Below are 18,321 nucleotides of genomic sequence, written 5' to 3'. Positions count from 1 at the left end.
TGCTTGTAACGATGATAACGATTCCGATAATTCATCGCCAACAACACCGCCGACCAGCAATTGTAAAATGCACTGTGCACCATAATAAGAACTCAGGATAAAACTAATGAATCGTCGCGAATTTCTTTTAAACTCTACAAAAACAATGTTTGGAACAGCTGCTTTAGCGAGTTTCCCACTGAGTATTCAAAAAGCGCTGGCTATTGATGCCAAAGTTGAAAGTGGAACAATTCAAGATGTGAAACACATTGTGATTTTGACTCAGGAAAACCGCTCATTCGATAATTATTTCGGTACGCTAAAGGGTGTGCGTGGTTTCGGTGATCGCTTTACTATTCCAATGACAGAGGGCAGGAAAGTATGGGAGCAATATGATGCCAAGAAAAATAAAGTATTGCCTTACCATTTAGACAGCCGCTTAGGAAACGCGCAGCGTGTTTCAGGCACTCCTCACTCTTGGTCTGATGGCCAAGCCGCTTGGGATAATGGTCGCATGAGTGATTGGGTCGCTTATAAAAAACCACAGTCGATGGGCTACTATAAAAAACAGGAAGTCGAATATCAGTTTGCTTTAGCGAATGCTTTTACCATTTGTGATGCTTACCACTGTGCCATGCATGCAGGGACCAACCCGAACCGTAAGTTTATCTGGACTGGAACGAATGGCCCTACAGGAGCAGGTGTTGCCAGTGTGGTAAATGAATTTGATGGGATTGGGCCATCAACAGAAGGTTATGAATGGGTGACTTATCCAGAACGCTTACAACAGGCTGGCGTGACGTGGAAAGTTTATCAAAACATGCCAGATAACTTTACCGATAACCCGCTTGCAGGTTTTAAGCAATATCGCCGTGCAAATGAGCAATCTGGTCAGCCTGTCAGTAACGATACGCTCACTTGTCCAGCATATGATGAAAAGATCGATACGACTCAACCACTTTATAAAGGTATTGCGAATACCATGCCAGACGGTGGTTTTTTAGGAACTTTTAAAGCAGATATTGCTCAAGGGAAATTACCGCAAGTGAGTTGGTTGGTTGCTCCAGCGACCTACAGTGAGCATCCGGGGCCTTCTAGTCCGGTACAAGGTGCTTGGTATATTCAGGAAGTATTAAATGCATTAACTGAGAATCCTGAACTGTGGAGCCAAACAGTTCTATTGGTGAACTTTGATGAGAATGATGGTTTCTTTGACCATATTCCTTCACCAAGTGCGCCGTCTAAAGATGTAAACGGTGTAGTTCAGGGGAAAACGACTTTAAGTGATCAGCAAGTATCTTATGAATATTTTAACCATCCAGCAGTAGCGACCTCAAAGTCCCAGCCTAAACCAGATGGCCGAGTGTATGGGCCGGGTGTACGCGTTCCTATGTATGTGATTTCACCGTGGAGCCGTGGTGGTTGGGTGAATTCTCAAGTCTTTGACCATACCTCTATTTTACAGTTCTTGGAAAAACGCTTTGGTGTGCAAGAACCTAACATTAGCCCGTACCGCCGTGCTGTATGTGGTGATTTAATGACGGCATTTAATTTTAAAACACCGAACCTTCTGCCTGTTGCTGAACTAGATGGGAAGAAAACAAAAGCCGAAGCTGATGCGATTCGTGTTGCTCAGGCTTTATTGCCACAAGTTCCTGTTCCAAGCCAACAGCAATTCCCTCAGCAGGAAATGGGAATTAGACCATCGCGTGCTTTACCTTATATTTTGCACACCAGTGCTAAAGTTGATGCAGCACAAAAGACTGTAAAGCTGATGTTCTCAAACACTGGTAAGCAGGCAGCCGTTTTCCATGTCTATAATCGATTAGATCTTACGGTAGCACCTCGTCGTTATATGGTTGAGGCGGGTAAACAGCTTGATGATGTGTGGAATGCTCCAACTGGGCAATATGACTTGTGGGTACTTGGACCAAATGGTTTCCATCGTGCGTTTAAAGGAGATCTAAACCAAACTAACCAGACTCAAGCATTACCAGAAATTAGAGTTTGTGTGGAAGAGTGTGATGCAAATTTGTATTTGAAAGTTCGTCACGATGGTAATAAGTCAGTCAAGCTCACAATCAAAGCAAATGCTTATCTTGCAAACAAGACATGGAATATAGAAACCGATCATTCTGAAAAAGAACTGGTTTGGGACATGTCTGAATTTGGTGGTTGGTATGATTTCACAGTGACTTTAGCTGATGATGCTACTTTCAGTCGTCGTTTTGCAGGACGTATAGAAACTCAAGAAGATTCAATTTCTGATCCGTATATGGGTTATCTAGAGTCTTAAATTACTGTAATGGATGAATGATTAAGCTGAAGTCTTAGGTTAATAAGTATTTTAAATTAGTTATCACGACGGAGTCTTATCATTTATTCATTCAGTGGAAGTAGCTAATTCGTTACTTTGGTTACGCCCAAAGTAACCAAATGCATTTGTCATCTACAAAACCTGTTCTCTTTCGGCATATATTTGATTTATTGCAAAAACAATATATTTATAGATTTTGGGCAGGTTGTAGATGACATCTCGCACAATCTAATGTTGGGAAATATAAATGAAGAGAGGTAATATCTTGTTGTATAGATGAATAATAAAAATAAAGACTTACCTTTTGTAACAGAATCTCCTAAGCCTGGTCATATTTATCTTTTACCTTGGAACCCTGATTTTTTAAAGTAATGGGGAAAATTTATGCTACAAGGTTTTATTGTATTATTAGCAGTAGTTACATTTGTTTTAATGGCTGCTGACCCACGTGATAGTGGGACACAAGCGACTCAGTCAGCATGGCAAAAAACACAAGCAGCAGACATGACCAAGTCGCAAAAACACACCAATAATGATAGCGATTTTATTTAAGCATTAAAACGCATTGATAAATCAACAGCTCTAACGTCTTTCGTCAGTACGCCCATAGAAATGTAGTCCACACCCGTAGTGGCAACTTCGCGCAAGTTTTCAATGGTGATATTGCCTGATGCTTCGAGCTTACAGCGGCCAGCAACATGTTTTACGGCATCAATCATTTGCTGTTGACTGAAGTTGTCGAGCATAACAATATCTGCACCCGCTTCAAGCGCTTGATTTAGCTCATCCCAAGTTTCAACTTCGACTTCAACAGGTTTACCCGGTGCAATTTGATGTGCTTTTTCAATTGCCTGAGCAATACCACCTGCCGCCATAATATGATTTTCTTTAATTAAGAATGCATCAAACAAACCGAGACGATGGTTCTGTCCGCCACCAATCGCTACTGCATATTTCTGTGCAATACGTAAGCCCGGTAAGGTTTTACGTGTATCGAGAAGTTTTGTGTTTAAACCTTCAAGATGTTGAACATAATCAGCTGTTTTTGTTGCAACCGCAGATAGAGTTTGAATAAAGTTTAAAGCAGGACGTTCTACAGTAAGTAAGCTGCGTGCAGAACCTGCAAGTTTTAAAAAGGCTTCGTTTGCAGCAACACGCTCGCCTTCTTGTTTCAACCAAGTCACCTGTACAGTATTGTCATAAGCTGAGATGAGTGCATTTACCCACGGTTGTCCAGCTAAAACCATATCTTCACGGCTAATAATGGTCGCGGTTGCTTGCTCATCTTCAGGGGTGAGCATAGCGGTAATGTCACCGTCCCCAATATCTTCTTGTAATGCTTGTTGAATATTGATTTGAATTGATTGTTCAAGCAAAGACTGAGGTATGCTCATACGGTTTCCATTCTGTAGATGACCCTAAAACTTGCGATATATTAGCACCGTCGACTTTAAAAATAAGCTGTTTTATAAGATTAATCGCGATAAACAATCGCATTTACTGGTTTGAAAAGTAGATAACTGTTTTAAACTAAAACAATTGGCAAGCAATTTATTGGCGTCTCAATGAAGCAAAACACACCGTATGAAGTTATAGATGGGCAATTAAAAGGGGCGAGACAAATCCCTTCTCCAAATTTTAACCAGCGTCCGACTGGCACCGAAATTCAAATGATTGTGGTTCATAATATTAGTTTGCCGCCGTCTCAATTTGGTGGCGGATATATTGAGCAGTTTTTTCAAAATAAGTTAGATTGGTCAGTGCATCCTTATTTCCAGACTATTGAAGGCATGCAAGTTTCTACGCATTTGCTGATTTTACGTAGTGGGGAAGTCTTACAGTTTGTTAATTTTAATGATCGGGCATGGCATGCAGGGCGTTCGAGTTATTTAGCTAAAGTAGAGTGCAATGATTATTCAATTGGTATTGAGCTTGAAGGAAGCGATGATTTAGCCTTTGAAGAAGTTCAATACGAAGTATTAACTGACGTGGTTACCGCTATTCGTCAGGCTTATCCTGAAATTAAAAACCATATAGCAGGGCATTCAGATGTTGCACCCGGCCGTAAAACTGATCCGGGACCTTATTTTAAATGGCAGCACTTTAGACAACTGTTAGTTCAGAAAAAAAGTTAAGTTCATTCATCATTTCACAACGAAAAGATTTTCTAGTTTCATTACAATAGCGTCTTTCGAATATAGCTGTAGGTGAGTACGATGGCATTGTGGCGATCGACTTTTATTGTCAGTGCAATGACGATGTTGTCACGAGTGTTAGGGCTCGTGCGTGACGTTGTATTGCTCAACGTGTTTGGTGCAGGTAAAGATTTTGATACCTTCGTCGTCGCTTTTCGTATTCCCAACTTCTTTCGACGATTGTTTGCCGAAGGTGCTTTTTCTCAGGCCTTTATTCCAGTATTAACTGAATATAAAACCAGTCGAGCACACGCTGAAGTGCAGATCCTGATTAGTCGGGTATTTGGCTGCTTATTAACAGTCATGACCTTACTGACTTTTGTGGCGATGGTTTTAGCACCTGCAATCATTTATATGTATGCACCCGGTTTCCATAGTGATCCTGAAAAGTTCGATCTAGCAGTCAGCATGTTCCGTCTGACCATCCCTTATTTATTGTTCATGTCACTGACTGCTTTTGCCAGCAGTATTTTAAATAGTTATGGTTCGTTTGCTTCACCAGCTTTTTCACCCGTTTTGCTGAATGTCGCGATGATTGCAGGTGCATGGTGGCTTACCCCGTATATGGCTGAACCGATCAAAGCATTAGGCTGGTCAGTGGTAGCAGCCGGGGTGCTGCAGTTAGCTTTGCAGATTCCAGAATTATGGCGTAAAAATCTACTTATACCGCCTAAAGTTGATTTTAAACATGAAGGTGTAGAGCGTATTTTAAAATTAATGCTTCCAGCATTATTTGGGGTATCTGTTACTCAGATTAACCTGTTATTAAATACGATTTGGGCTTCTTTCATGCAAGATGGCTCTGTGTCTTGGCTCTATAGTGCAGAGCGTATGACTGAATTACCGTTAGGGTTAATTGGTGTTGCGATTGGTACAGTGATTTTACCTTCACTTTCTGCCCGTCATGCAGAACAAGATCAAGCAAAGTTCCGCGGTATGATCGACTGGGCTGCAAAAATTATTGTATTAGTTGGCTTACCAGCAAGTATTGCCTTATTTATGCTTTCGACACCGATTATTCAGGCGTTATTCCAACGTGGCGAGTTTGACCTACATGATACCCAAATGACAGCGCTAGCATTGCAATGTATGAGTGCAGGCGTGATTGCATTTATGCTGATTAAAGTCTTCGCACCTGGTTTCTATGCACAGCAAGATACCAAAACGCCAGTACGTGTCGGTTTAATGTCGGTCGCAGCGAATGCTATTTTAAACGTTGTATTTATTGGTTTCTTTAAGCTGATTGATTGGCATGCAGAGCATATGGCACTTGCATTGGCATCTTCAGGCTCGGCTTTAGTGAACGCAGGTCTACTCTATTTCTATTTACATAAACGTAATATTTTCCGATTTGATTCGCATTGGAAAAAATTAGGACTTCAATATGGTTTGGCTAACCTTGCCATGATTGTAGCGCTATGGTTTGGACTCAATTGGTATAACGGTGAACTTTCACAGTGGTTACGTGTTGCTGAAGTAGTTGGATTATGTGTAGTGGGTGTAGTGGCTTATCTGGTTGCATTAATCATTACAGGGTTTCGTCCTAGAGACTTAAGACACTAAAATAAAAAAAGCGATCTTAAATGATCGCTTTTTTTATATCTAATAAATTTATTTAGGTAAAACTTGTAGTAATTCAATATCAAAAATTAAAGTACTATTGGGACCGATCGTGTCACCAGCACCGACCTCACCATAAGCAAGATTCGCAGGAATAAAGAAACGCGTTTTTCCGCCTTCTTTCATGGTTTGTAGACCTTCTGTCCAACCTGCAATCACTTGGCTAAGCTGAAACTCAACTGGATGATTACGTGCGATTGAGCTGTCAAATACAGTTCCATCAAGTAAACGACCTTCATAATTCACTTTAACACGAGAGGTGGCTTTTGGTTTTTGTCCATTACCTTCTTTTAACACTTGGTATTGGAGACCAGATTTAGTCGTGATTACACCAGATTTCTTTGCATTGTCAGCAAGAAATGCTGCGCCTGCTTGAGCATTTAGTCGACCTGTTTTTTGAAATTCGACGAGTTGTTTGGCTTCTAAGGTTTTCTTATAGTCATTAATCGCTTTCGCCATTTCTTCATCAGTTAAGCGTGCTGTTTTACTTTGAGCGCCTTCTTGGAGACCTTGGTAAAAAATATCAAGGTTCAAATCTGTTAGTGCATCCGTATTATTACGCCCCATTAAATAGCCATAACTATAACTAAATTGTTCTTTTGCTGGACTTTTATTCGTTATAGGAGTTGCAGCAAAAACAGATAAACTCATTGTTGATGTTGCAATAATTAAACCGATTTTTTTCATATCGTTTTCCAAAAAAAAGGAGAGCAGTGTTCTACTCTCCTGAATGTTTTTATTTCACTGAAATAAGTTCTACATCAAAAATCAGTGTACTGTTTGCTGGAATACCAGGAACTTCCTGAGGACCATAGGCAAGATTTGATGGAATGAAGAACGTTGCTTTACCACCTTCTTTCATCAATTGAAGCCCCTCAGTCCAACCTGGAATTACTTGATTGAGTGGAAACTCAACTGGTTCACCACGTTTGTAAGAACTATCAAAAACCTGACCGTTAATTAAACGGCCTTCGTAATGTACTTTAACAACTGACTGAGCTGTTGGCTGTTTGCCAGTACCTTCTTTAGTAATGATATATTGCAAGCCAGAAGCTGTCGTTTTTACACCCGCTTTTGATTTATTTTCTGCAAGGAACTGCGTATCTGCAGATTCAAGATTAGTACCAGCAGCTTGTTCTGGTTTATTTTGTTGCTGCATTTTTTGCTGCAATTCTTTTTCATAAGCTGCTACAGCAGCTTTTAACTCTTCTTGAGTATAAGCACTTGGTTGCTTGCTGCGAGCATCATGAATCCCTTTCACAAATGCTTTTGTATCTAGCTCAGGTGGAGTTTGCTGAGCAACTTCATATCCAAGAACATAACTAATTTTTTCAATTGGAGAGGCATTTTTATTTGCCTTGCTTCCGACTTCTGTGGTCGGATGTTGGCTTGCATAATATACTGGTACAAGTGCAGCACCGCCTAAAACTACAGCGACAGCAATGGGTAAGGCTTTACTCATAAAAGGTTCCAAAAATAATCATTTGAGTCTAAAAGGCTGCTTTTGATCTTAGCATGCTTAAGCATAGAATGTTTAAGAAAAAAAACGAGTGGTTTTTTATATATTTTAGTTAGTTTTGGTAGGGATATACTTAAAAAAATCTTAAATAAAAAACCGGATCATTTGATCCGGTTCTCTTATCACTTTACGATTAATCTTCTTTTTGTGCTTTATAAGCATAGGCATAGTTATAACCATAACCGTAGCCCGCGCTCGCACGTTGAATGTCATTGAGAATAAAGCCGTTAACTTTAACACCCGCTTGTTCAAAGCGATTAAGTGTTAATTCAAGCTCTTTCATTTGTGACTTAGCATAACGGGCAACAATTAAGTTCACACCAGTATATTGCGAAATAATAATACCATCAGTTACTGCCAACACTGGCGGAGTATCAATAATGATGTGGTCATATTGACTTTGTAACTGTTCAAGTAGTTCTTTAAATTGGTTAGAGCTTAAAATCTCTGAAGGATTCGTTGGACTCTTACCACGTGTAATCACATCAAGGTTAGCAACTTGAGTTTTGTGCAATACTTTTTGTAGATCAGCTTGTCCACTCAATAATTCAGAAAGACCTGGCTTCACATCAACATCAAAGTATTTATGCATATAACCACGACGCATATCGGCATCAATCAGTAACACACGTTTATCACCTTGAGCGAAAATCGTTGCAAGGTTGGTCGAAATAAACGATTTACCCACTTCTGGTGAAGGACCGGCAATCATAATGATATTATTTTTTGCATTTGTTAAGGCAAAATGAATAGCGGTACGAATGCTACGTAAGCTTTCAATGGCAATATCATCACTATTTTTAACTGCAAGAATAGGGATACTCTTCTTCTTCTTTAAAATCTTAACGCGACTTTCTTGAATTGGAGAGCGTGGTACTGTTGCATAAACGGGTAAATCTAGTTCATTTTCAATTTGGCCAGAATCTTTAATCCCCGTACGTAGCGTATTACGTAATAGGGCAATTAAAGTTCCAATAAAGCCACCTAAGAAAATAGATAAAATTAAAATTTGTAATTTTCTAGGTTTAATTGGCTCGACGGGTTCAATTGCAGTATCTACAATTCGTACATTGCCAATTTCACCGGCTTTTGCAATACGAAGCTGTTGGTAAGAGTTGAGCAGTGCTGTATAAAGCTGAGTTTTAACTTCAACCTCGCGATACAATTGTAAATATTGGCGTTGTATATCTGGTAGCTGTTTTAATGTAGTATTTAACTCACCGATTTGTTTATTAATGGCAGTAAGTTGCCCATTAATTTCGCGCATTGCCGGATGTTCAGGAGTATATTTTGCTGCCATTTCAGCTTGTTTTTGTTCAAGCGTTGCTTTTTGGGCTTCTAAAGTAACACTTTGAGTTAAATAAAGCTCAGACTCTTTAGTTACATCAACTGTATTATATTGTTGACGGAATTTATTAAATTGACGTTCTGCATCATCAAGTTGTTTCTTAAGGTCAGGAAGTTGTTCATCCAAAAACTTTAAAGTCTGAGCAGATTCTGCCGAGCGACGTTCAATATTTTGTGCACTATATGTCGCTAAGATTGCATTTAAAACTTTGGTAATATGTTCTTTATCTTGACCTTGATAGTTTAGGCCTAATACCCCCGTAAGCTTCCCTTGTTCTGCGACAGAGTAATTTGAACTTATTGCATTCACTGCAGCAGGTAAGGATAAGTTCCTGATATTATAAGTTGTATCAAAGGCATCTTTTGTAAAAATAGCAATTTTCCAAGAGCCATGCGGTCCTGTAATTTGGTTTAACTGATTTAAAGGAGCATTTAATACTACTTCTTCAGTTGTTGGGTCAGTTAAACGTAAAGATTGTTTATCAAAGTTAAGATGTAAGGTTCTATCCACATAATAAGCTGGAACTTCTAATGTATGAATTTCAAAACTTTTTAGACCATCCTTAAAGATGACTGATTTTTTATTATATTCAGTTTTATAGTCAGTATCGCTTAATAAACGATGACTAAGAGTATTTTCTGTGCTTGAAATTTGTATATTTAGATGCAGTTCTTTAATGACAGAACCCAAAACTAAACGAGACTTTAAAATTTCTATTTCAGCTTGAGCGGGGGACTTCTGCTCAATCATATTAGATAGATCGCCTAATAGAGCAGCAGAAGCTCCTTTACTGTCTTCTACTTGAACTAGTGCATCAACGGAGTAAGTATTTGGGGTGACACGTAAGTAAAGTAGAGCACATACAATACTTAAAATAACGCACAGAGCGATAAGCTTCCACTGCGCAATGAGTGAAAAAAACAATTCTTTTAAATCAATTGTATCTTCGGTATTCGTATTTTGGTTCATAAGCTTAAAATCTTGGCGTTAAATATAAGGTTTCCAGTCAGCAATACATTGTTGAATGAGCTGACAGGTTTCATCAAAAATAGCTTGGTCGTGCTGGTAGGGATCAGGCACATTTCTATTCTGCCAATGACCCAAGCGATAAGTTTTACCTTTTGCAAAGGGCCAAGTTTGCTCAATATGTTTTTGCTGGTTGTGACTCATGACCAAAATAAGGTCAGCTTTTTTAATATGTTCAGCATTTAACTTTCTTGCAATATGAGGCTGCATATCGATGCCTAGACGTTGCATACAAAGTTGAGCTTTATTGTCTGCTGAGTGACCTACAAGCCCGGAAATACCTGCAGATTCAATATTTAATTGGGGATATTTTTGTTTTAAAAAATATTCTGCCATCGGGCTACGGCAAATATTTCCAATACAGACCACTAAAATGTTTTTAAATTGCATAACAATTATTGCCCCAAACGGTCTATGTTATATAAAGCATTTGAGAAAGGAATAATCTGGTTAACCACACGCTGCCAGCGAGTTAAGCCAGTCGCATCTACATAGACAATATCGTTGCTACGTAGTTTAAATTGATTGGCTAAGCCAAAGTCACCAATGCTCATTAAGTTTAAATGATAAATTTCTGTTGTATGGTCATTAGGGTTGGTACGTACTACATAAATACGGCTTGCACTCGCCGAAATTGGATTAATTCCTAAGCTTTCACCTAATGCATCAGTTAATGTCATTCCTTGATCACGCATTGGTAAAGCTTGATTTTTTCCTGATTCGCCCATCACATAAATTTTCTGGTTTTCGCGTGTACTTACATAAATTGTATCGTTCGGTTGAACTAGGAGTTTATGTAGTGAATACCCCATTTTTTCTAGTTCAATCGTATTTAAATTATAGGTCTGGCCATTACGAATAAGCTGAATATACGTATTATCACCTTTATCACTAACGCCACCAGCAAGTCCTAAAGCTGTATATACACTCACAGGCTGATCACTTAAATAAAACTGTCCGCCTTTTATTACACTGCCTTGTACCGAAAAACGCTGACCCTCATAGGATAATACACGAACTGTAACATCCGGATTTTTTAAGAAACGGGCTAAATGACTACGTAACTCACGGTTAACTTGAGCCAAAGTTTTACCGGAAGCCTTATAGCGTCCTACTAACGGGAATTGAATATAACCACTCTGGTCAATTGGATAACCATTTGCCTGAACAGATTGCTCATTATTAACATTGTTTACAGGAGGCGTAATTTCAGGATAAGCCCATAGCTGAATTGAGAGCACATCACCTGAGCTTAAACGGTAAATCGGTTGCTGATTTTTAAATAGGGCTGCATAGTCGCGTTGGTAGTCAACCTGAGCAGGTTGTATTGCTGGTAGTGTTTCTTGAGAAATTTTTACAACATTAACGGTAGTTCCTAGGTCGGTTCTATAAACGCCTTCATTCGGAATATCGTAAGTTTGTAAACCGGAAGTAACTGCACAGCTAGCAGCACTTAAACTTAAAGCAAGAACAGAAAAAAACTGACAATACTTCACAAGCAACCCTTTGTGTATTTATCTTTAATTGATACTGTCTGTATCGTTAATCGTATAGCATTAAATGCTTATGTTAGACAGAGATGGTCCGATTCTAGCTGAAAAAAAAATAAAAAACATAGAAAAAAACGTAGAGCTTTGTATGTTTAATTTATATCAATCCACTTTAGTATATAAGAATTAACTTTTATTATTCAATTATAGGTCTGCTGAACAGACTAGTTAGGTTGTCTTAACACAAATTAAGAACTGTAAACACTTTTATACAATTGAATTACGGTTAATAAAAAAAAACTGATATAGTTACGCACGACGATATTCGGTCAACATGTATCATTATTTAATATATACAATTTGTAAGGAATAAGGCTAACTTTTATGCAACTTGCCGATTTAAGAATAGCGATTATAGGTTTAGGTTATGTAGGCTTGCCATTGGCGGTTGAGTTTGGAAAAAAAGGGCCAGTAATTGGATTTGATATTAATCAAAAACGTATTGATGAATTGAAAAGTGGCCAAGACCATACTCTAGAAGTTACATCTGAAGAGTTGCAACAATCACAACACTTAAGTTTTAGTGCAAATTTAGATGACTTAAAGCAAAGTAATTTTTTTATTGTAACTGTTCCAACACCTGTTGATCAGGTTAACCGACCAGATTTAACCCCTTTAAAAAAAGCGAGTGAGACTGTAGGTCAAGCTTTAAAGAAAGGCGGTATTGTTGTATATGAATCTACAGTATACCCAGGGGCAACAGAAGAAGTTTGTATTCCTATTTTAGAAAAAGTCTCTGGATTGAAGTTCAATCAAGATTTCTTTGCTGGTTATAGTCCTGAACGTATTAATCCAGGCGATAAAGTTAATACCTTAACTAAAATTAAAAAGATTACGAGTGGTAGCACACCTGAAGTAGCCAACATTGTAGATGCTGTTTATGCCAGTATTATTACTGCAGGTACTCACAAAGCAACTAGTATTAAAGTTGCAGAAGCTGCCAAAGTTATTGAAAACACACAACGTGATTTAAATATTGCTTTAGTAAATGAGCTTTCGGTTATTTTTGATCGTATTGGTATTGATACTTTAGATGTTTTAGAAGCTGCAGGTAGTAAGTGGAACTTCTTACCGTTCCGTCCAGGTTTAGTTGGTGGGCATTGTATTGGTGTTGATCCATACTATTTAACTCACAAAGCAGAAGAAGTTGGCTACCATCCACAAGTCATTCTTGCTGGTCGTCGTATTAACGATAATATGGCACGGTATGTTGCTCGTAACACAATTAAGCTTATGCTTCAAAATGGTATTGATGTTCCGAGAGCAAAAGTTGGTGTGCTTGGAGTAACTTTTAAAGAAAATTGTCCTGATATTCGTAATAGTAAGGTAGCTGATCTCATTAAAGAGTTAGAGTTTTGGGGAGCGCAGGTTGTAGTTGCAGATCCATGGGCAGATGCAGACGAAGTTAGAAATGAATATGGTATTGAGCTTGGAAAAGTTGATGCTCAAAATCCTGTCGATAGTGTCATTGTTGCCGTAGGTCACAATGAATTCCGTTCACTTTCTGCAAGTGAAATGCGTAGTTATATGAAATATGAGAAACCAGTGCTGGCTGATGTTAAGAGCCTTTTTGACCGTACTGAAATGTCAGATGCTGGTTTTACTATATTCCGTCTCTAATTTTATCTCATTATTAAATTGAAGTTTTGATTATGAAAAAATTTGCACTTATTGGTGCTGCTGGTTATATCGCACCACGTCATTTAAAAGCTATTAAAGAAACTGGTAATACCTTAGCAGTTGCTATGGACGTAAATGACTCGGTTGGGATTATGGATAGTCATTTTCCAGAAGCAGAGTTTTTTACCGAGTTTGAAGAATTTGAAGCTTATGTAGAAGACCAAAAACTAAAAGGTGAAAAGCTGGATTACGTGGCGATCTGCTCACCGAACTATCTTCATGCACCGCATATGAAATATGCCTTGAAAAATGGTATTGAGGTCATTTGCGAAAAACCATTAGTGCTTAATTCAGAAGACTTAAACATGCTTTCTGAATATGAAAAGCAATATGGTGCTAAAGTAAACTCAATTTTACAATTACGTTTACATCCTTCAATTATTGCACTACGCGATAAAGTTCAAGCTGCACCAGCCGATAAGATATTTGATGTTGATCTCACTTATTTAACTTCTCGTGGTAAATGGTATCTAAAATCATGGAAAGGGGTAGACAATAAATCAGGTGGTGTAGCAACGAATATTGGTGTGCATTTCTACGATATGCTGCATTTTATTTTTGGCAAAATTGTTAAAAATGAAGTGCATTTCCGCGATGAAAAAACCGCTTCAGGTTATTTGGAATATGAGCGTGCACGTGTACGTTGGTTCTTATCAATTGATGCGAATAACCTCCCAGAAAACGCGGTACAAGGTGAAAAGCTGACGTATCGTAGTATTACTATTGAGAATGAAGAGCTAGAATTCTCAGGTGGTTTTACTGACTTGCATACACAAAGTTATCAGCGTGTATTGGAAGGCAAAGGTTACGGTGTTGAAGAAAATCGTGCAGCGATTGAGACAGTTGAAGTAATTCGTGTTTCTCCAATTGTTGAAAACCCAGAAAACCCACATCCACTATTGGCAAAGGTGAAAAAAGCATGAGCTTTTATCAACATGAAACTGCCATAGTAGATGATGGCGCACAAATTGGTGATGATTCGCGTGTTTGGCATTTTGTTCATGTCTGCGGCGGGGCGAAAATTGGTAAAGGCGTATCTTTAGGTCAAAATGTATTTGTTGGTAACCGAGTTGTGATTGGCGACCACTGTAAAGTCCAAAATAATGTATCCGTTTACGATAATGTATTTTTGGAAGAGGGCGTATTTTGTGGCCCAAGCATGGTCTTTACGAATGTGTATAACCCGCGTTCTTTGATAGAGCGTAAAGATCAATATCGTGACACTTTAGTAAAAAAAGGTGCCACGCTAGGGGCAAATTGTACGATTGTTTGTGGTGTTACTATCGGGGCTTATGCTTTTGTTGGTGCTGGTGCGGTAGTGAATAAAGATGTACCAGCTTATGCACTAATGGTCGGTGTACCTGCTAAACAAATCGGCTGGATGAGTGAGTTTGGTGAGCAAATTGATTTGCCTTTGCAGGGACAAGCTCAAGCTATCTGTTCTCATACTGGAGCAGTTTATCAACTCGATGGAACGACACTGACAAAGCAGGGTTAATATGATTGACTTTATTGATTTAAAAGCACAACAAAATCGAATTAAAGATAAAATTGATGCGGGTATTCAAAATGTTTTGACTCATGGTCAATATATTTTAGGTCCAGAAGTAACTGAGTTGGAAGAAAAGCTAGCTGCCTATGTGGGGGCTAAGCACTGCATTACTTGCGCAAATGGTACAGATGCCTTACAAATCGCACAAATGGCATTTGGTATTGGTCCAGGTGATGAAGTAATTACTCCTGGATTTACATATATAGCAACGGCTGAAACAGTTGCACTTTTAGGTGCAAAACCTGTTTACGTTGATGTAAATCCGAAGACTTATAATTTAGATGCTGAAAAATTAGAAGCAGCAATTACCTCTCGGACCAAGGCTATTATTCCTGTAAGTTTATATGGTCAGTGTGCGGACTTTGATACAATCAATGCGATTGCTGCAAAATATGGCATTCCTGTAATTGAGGACGCTGCGCAAAGTTTTGGTGCAACCTACAAAGGCCGTAAAAGCTGTAATTTAAGTACAGTTGCTTGTACGAGCTTCTTCCCAAGTAAGCCATTAGGTTGCTATGGAGATGGCGGTGCTATTTTTACCAACGATGATGAGCTTGCTAAAGTAATCCGTCAGATTGCGCGACATGGTCAAGATAAGCGATACCACCATATTCGTGTGGGTGTGAATAGCCGATTAGACACCATTCAGGCTGCAATTTTATTACCAAAATTAGAAATTCTGGATGATGAAATGCAAGCACGTCAAAGAGTAGCTGAAACTTATAATCATTTATTTAATCAAGTAGGTGTTAATACTACTCCTTTCATAGATGTACACAATACGAGTGCTTGGGCACAATATACGATTCAGGTTGATAATCGTACAGAAGTTCAAGAAAATCTAAAAGCGCAAGGTGTTCCCACAGCCGTTCATTATCCAATTCCTTTGAATAAACAGCCGGCTGTGGCTGATGTAAGTGTGGAGTTGCCTGTAGGTGATGCAATTGCTGAAAGAGTTATGAGCTTACCGATGCATCCTTACTTAGATGAAGTCAAAATTATTAAAGTTGTAAATTGTTGGAAATAAAATGAAAATATTAATGCTTGCACCCTATTCTTCACCTATTGTTCAGCGTTTATCTAAAGCTTTAGAAAAATATAGTGAATGTGAGGTGTGGGTTGCAAGCTTTAATGTGGAAACTGATTTAGAAAAAAAAGTAATTAGTTTAGGTGAAATTAATAGTTTTATTGATTATTTCAAATTTTATAAAGTTAATAAATTAGTAAAAAAACTAAATCCTGACATAGTGCATGCTCATATTATTAATCATTATGGGATTATGGCTATATTCCAGAAAAAGCCATTAATAGTAGGTTTATGGGGTTCTGACGTTATGTTGGCACCTAATAAAGGCTCATTTTTAAAGAGAGAAATATTTAAGTTAATTAATGCAATAGTTATAAAAAGAGCAAATTTGATGCATACCTCTTCTAATCATATATTGGAGGAGCTGATAAAAAAACATGGAAAATATATTGAAAATAAAACTAATGTTTTTTACTGGGGGTTTCCCGTAGAAGAGCCTTCACATACTAATTATCAATTGATTCAAGCTATGTTGAATAAGGAATATAATATTGAAAAGGATAATCATTTAATAGTTTTTCCTAGAGGGCTATCAAAAGTATATGATCCAGATAATGTTGTAAAAGTTATTAAAAAACTCTTGAATATTAAAGAATTGAAGATTGTTGTTTTGCGTGGTTTTTCATCTGAGGAAGATGTTAAAAATTTTAAAGATAAATTAGGAGCAGAAGGAGATAAAATAATTTTTATTAATAGATTGCTAAATACAAATGAGTTATACGTTCTTTATAGTCAAACAAAATATCATGTATCTATTCCTATTTCTGATGCTTTAGGAGGAGGAGTGATTGAACCATTCTTAAGAGGAAGTTTTCCGATATTAAGTAATATAAAACCATATAAAAATTTTGTAGAGCAAAATTCAGGTTTTATCTTAGAAGATTATTCTGAATTTAGCTTAAATAATTTGGAGAATAAAATATTAAATGATCAACTTGAAGTAGGAGGCTTGGCATTAAAAAATACTGATTATTCGGCCCAAGCAATAGTAGAAAAATTTAAGAAACTTTATGAAATAGTTTTAAAATGAATATAAAGAAAATTTTACATTTTAGTATTGGGCCTATTGGAGCTGCTGTTTTAGGTATTGTAACAATACCTATGTTAGCTTGGCTGTTTTCTATTGAAGACATTGGTCGGTTTAGTATTTTACAAATTATTTTGAGTTTTTCTTGTATTTTATTTACTTTAGGTTTAGATCAAGCTTATATAAGAGAATATCATGAAACAGATAATCATGGTGTATTATTTAAAACAACATTAATAACATCAATTGCACTTTGTTTAATATGTGTATTTTTTTTCTTATTTAATGTTAAGCTAATAGCACAGTATGCTTATCATATTTCCTCTGCTTTATTGTCATGGATGACGATAATATGTGTGCTTTTAACAATATTTTTGAGATATATATCTTTAACAATAAGAATGCAAGAAAGAGGGTTATTATATTCTATTAGTCAGTTTTCTCCTAAACTAATATTGTTATTAGCAATTCTTTATTTGTATTTTTTTGGCCAAAGTACTTTTGATTTTAAAAAATTAATAATAATACAAAGTTTTTCTTTGTTTTTTGTTTTTTTAATATTTGTCTTTTTTACTAGAAAAGAATTTTTGCAGCTCTTTTATGCAAAATTTAATGTTTCTTTACTGAAAATAATGTTGGCTTTTGGATTACCTCTAGTTGTTAGTGGATTAGTTTTTTGGTTAATGCAATCCTCTTCTCGAATTCTTCTGCTAAAATTTTCTACATTAAAAGAAGTTGGTATTTTTGGAGTAGCAACTAGTGTAGCAGCAGGTTTTAGTGTTTTAACTTCCATTTTTAATACAATTTGGGCTCCATCAGTATTTAAGTTAATTAAAGAAGGAAAAGGTAGAAATGAGGTCGAAAAAGTTAGCGAGTATATTGCCTTATTAATTTCTATTGTTGTAATTTTTATTAGTATTTTAATGCCTATAATCCCTAAGTTTTTACCTAATAAATATTTAGGAATTGAATATATAGTGCTCTTATGCGTTATGCAACCGTTGTTTTATACCTTATCTGAAGCTACCGCAGTGGGTATTTTAGTAAAAAGAAAAACAAAATATTCTGTTCTAATCAGTATCTTAGGTTTGATAGTTAATTTAATTTTATTAGTTATTTTAGTACCATCTTATGGAGCATTAGGAGCAGCTATATCCATATCAGTATCTTTTTGGCTGTATTTTATTTTGCGCACTGAATTCTCTAAAATTGTATGGGAGAGTATTAATAGTAAGAAAATATATTTATCTACATTTTTATGTCTTATTTTTTCGCTAAGTGTAGGAATAATGCATTTAAATTATATTTATACTACTATTGGGGCTTTTCTTTTACTTATTTCAAATGTTGTTATATTTTTAAATATTTTAAAGATGAGTTTTACTTCTTTAATTAATATTTTGAAATGTAGGTAAGATTAA

16 protein-coding genes are annotated in these 18,321 nt (G+C 37.0%); 10 read left to right on the top strand and 6 right to left on the bottom strand.

Annotation, left to right across the window (positions count from 1 at the left end; translation table 11 throughout):
- Window positions 1-106: 106 nt before the first annotated feature.
- Entirely contained in the window at window positions 107-2,275 is a 2,169-nt protein-coding gene (locus OD757_RS17385) for a phosphocholine-specific phospholipase C (RefSeq protein WP_263032651.1), read from the top strand.
- Between the two features lie 405 nt (window positions 2,276-2,680).
- A complete protein-coding gene (locus OD757_RS17380) occupies window positions 2,681-2,848 on the top strand; it encodes a hypothetical protein (RefSeq protein WP_263032650.1) in 168 nt (55 codons plus the stop codon).
- Here OD757_RS17380 and nadC read toward each other — a convergent pair.
- Entirely contained in the window at window positions 2,845-3,690 is an 846-nt protein-coding gene (gene nadC, locus OD757_RS17375) for a carboxylating nicotinate-nucleotide diphosphorylase (RefSeq protein ID WP_263032649.1), read from the bottom strand. The genes OD757_RS17380 and nadC overlap by 4 nt on opposite strands.
- Before the next feature lie 171 nt (window positions 3,691-3,861).
- Here nadC and ampD point away from each other — a divergent pair, with 171 nt between their 5' ends.
- Together ampD and murJ are read left to right on the top strand one after the other, a co-directional pair.
- Window positions 3,862-4,431, top strand: a complete 570-nt coding sequence (ampD, locus tag OD757_RS17370; RefSeq protein WP_263032648.1) for a 1,6-anhydro-N-acetylmuramyl-L-alanine amidase AmpD — start codon at window positions 3,862-3,864, stop codon at window positions 4,429-4,431.
- 72 nt (window positions 4,432-4,503) lie between these two features.
- Window positions 4,504-6,054 (top strand): murein biosynthesis integral membrane protein MurJ, encoded by a 1,551-nt coding sequence (gene murJ / locus OD757_RS17365; protein ID WP_263032647.1) that lies wholly within the window; start codon window positions 4,504-4,506, stop codon window positions 6,052-6,054.
- Window positions 6,055-6,102: 48 nt separating this feature from the next.
- Here murJ and OD757_RS17360 read toward each other — a convergent pair whose 3' ends face one another.
- From OD757_RS17360 to OD757_RS17340, 5 genes are all read right to left on the bottom strand, one after another.
- Complete coding sequence (locus OD757_RS17360) at window positions 6,103-6,798, bottom strand: FKBP-type peptidyl-prolyl cis-trans isomerase (RefSeq protein WP_263032646.1); 696 nt, start codon at window positions 6,796-6,798, stop codon at window positions 6,103-6,105.
- A 49-nt stretch (window positions 6,799-6,847) separates the two neighbouring features.
- On the bottom strand, window positions 6,848-7,573 hold the full coding sequence (locus tag OD757_RS17355) for an FKBP-type peptidyl-prolyl cis-trans isomerase (protein ID WP_263032645.1): 726 nt from the start codon (window positions 7,571-7,573) through the stop codon (window positions 6,848-6,850).
- A gap of 190 nt (window positions 7,574-7,763) precedes the next feature.
- On the bottom strand, window positions 7,764-9,947 hold the full coding sequence (locus tag OD757_RS17350) for a polysaccharide biosynthesis tyrosine autokinase (protein ID WP_263032644.1): 2,184 nt from the start codon (window positions 9,945-9,947) through the stop codon (window positions 7,764-7,766).
- Window positions 9,948-9,965: 18 nt separating this feature from the next.
- Window positions 9,966-10,394 carry a low molecular weight protein-tyrosine-phosphatase gene (locus OD757_RS17345; RefSeq protein ID WP_263032643.1) on the bottom strand — a complete coding sequence of 143 codons (429 nt, stop codon included), beginning with the start codon at window positions 10,392-10,394 and terminating at the stop codon, window positions 9,966-9,968.
- 5 nt (window positions 10,395-10,399) lie between these two features.
- Window positions 10,400-11,500 carry a polysaccharide biosynthesis/export family protein gene (locus OD757_RS17340; RefSeq protein WP_263032642.1) on the bottom strand — a complete coding sequence of 367 codons (1,101 nt, stop codon included), beginning with the start codon at window positions 11,498-11,500 and terminating at the stop codon, window positions 10,400-10,402.
- A gap of 378 nt (window positions 11,501-11,878) precedes the next feature.
- Here OD757_RS17340 and tviB point away from each other — a divergent pair, with 378 nt between their 5' ends.
- Genes tviB through OD757_RS17310 form a run of 6 tightly spaced genes read left to right on the top strand, consistent with a single transcriptional unit; the run spans window position 11,879 to window position 18,315 of the window.
- Complete coding sequence (gene tviB / locus OD757_RS17335; RefSeq protein WP_263032641.1) at window positions 11,879-13,174, top strand: Vi polysaccharide biosynthesis UDP-N-acetylglucosamine C-6 dehydrogenase TviB; 1,296 nt, start codon at window positions 11,879-11,881, stop codon at window positions 13,172-13,174.
- Between the two features lie 32 nt (window positions 13,175-13,206).
- Complete coding sequence (locus tag OD757_RS17330; RefSeq protein WP_263032640.1) at window positions 13,207-14,157, top strand: Gfo/Idh/MocA family protein; 951 nt, start codon at window positions 13,207-13,209, stop codon at window positions 14,155-14,157.
- Window positions 14,154-14,732, top strand: coding sequence for a UDP-2-acetamido-3-amino-2,3-dideoxy-D-glucuronate N-acetyltransferase (gene wbpD / locus OD757_RS17325; RefSeq protein WP_151828241.1), 579 nt, complete (start codon window positions 14,154-14,156; stop codon window positions 14,730-14,732). Before OD757_RS17330 ends, wbpD begins: the two co-directional genes overlap by 4 nt.
- 1 nt (window position 14,733) lies before the next feature.
- Window positions 14,734-15,813, top strand: a complete 1,080-nt coding sequence (locus OD757_RS17320; protein WP_263032639.1) for a DegT/DnrJ/EryC1/StrS family aminotransferase — start codon at window positions 14,734-14,736, stop codon at window positions 15,811-15,813.
- Window position 15,814: 1 nt separating this feature from the next.
- Window positions 15,815-16,903, top strand: a complete 1,089-nt coding sequence (locus OD757_RS17315; RefSeq protein WP_263032638.1) for a glycosyltransferase — start codon at window positions 15,815-15,817, stop codon at window positions 16,901-16,903.
- Window positions 16,900-18,315 carry a lipopolysaccharide biosynthesis protein gene (locus OD757_RS17310; RefSeq protein WP_263032637.1) on the top strand — a complete coding sequence of 472 codons (1,416 nt, stop codon included), beginning with the start codon at window positions 16,900-16,902 and terminating at the stop codon, window positions 18,313-18,315. Before OD757_RS17315 ends, OD757_RS17310 begins: the two co-directional genes overlap by 4 nt.
- Window positions 18,316-18,321 lie beyond the last annotated feature (6 nt).

Source organism: Acinetobacter sp. AYS6 (assembly GCF_025630795.1).
In the GTDB taxonomy this organism is placed as follows: Bacteria; Pseudomonadota; Gammaproteobacteria; order Pseudomonadales; family Moraxellaceae; genus Acinetobacter.
The sequence above is the reverse complement of the archived record's forward strand: the minus strand, read 5'-3'. Positions and strand labels throughout refer to the sequence as shown.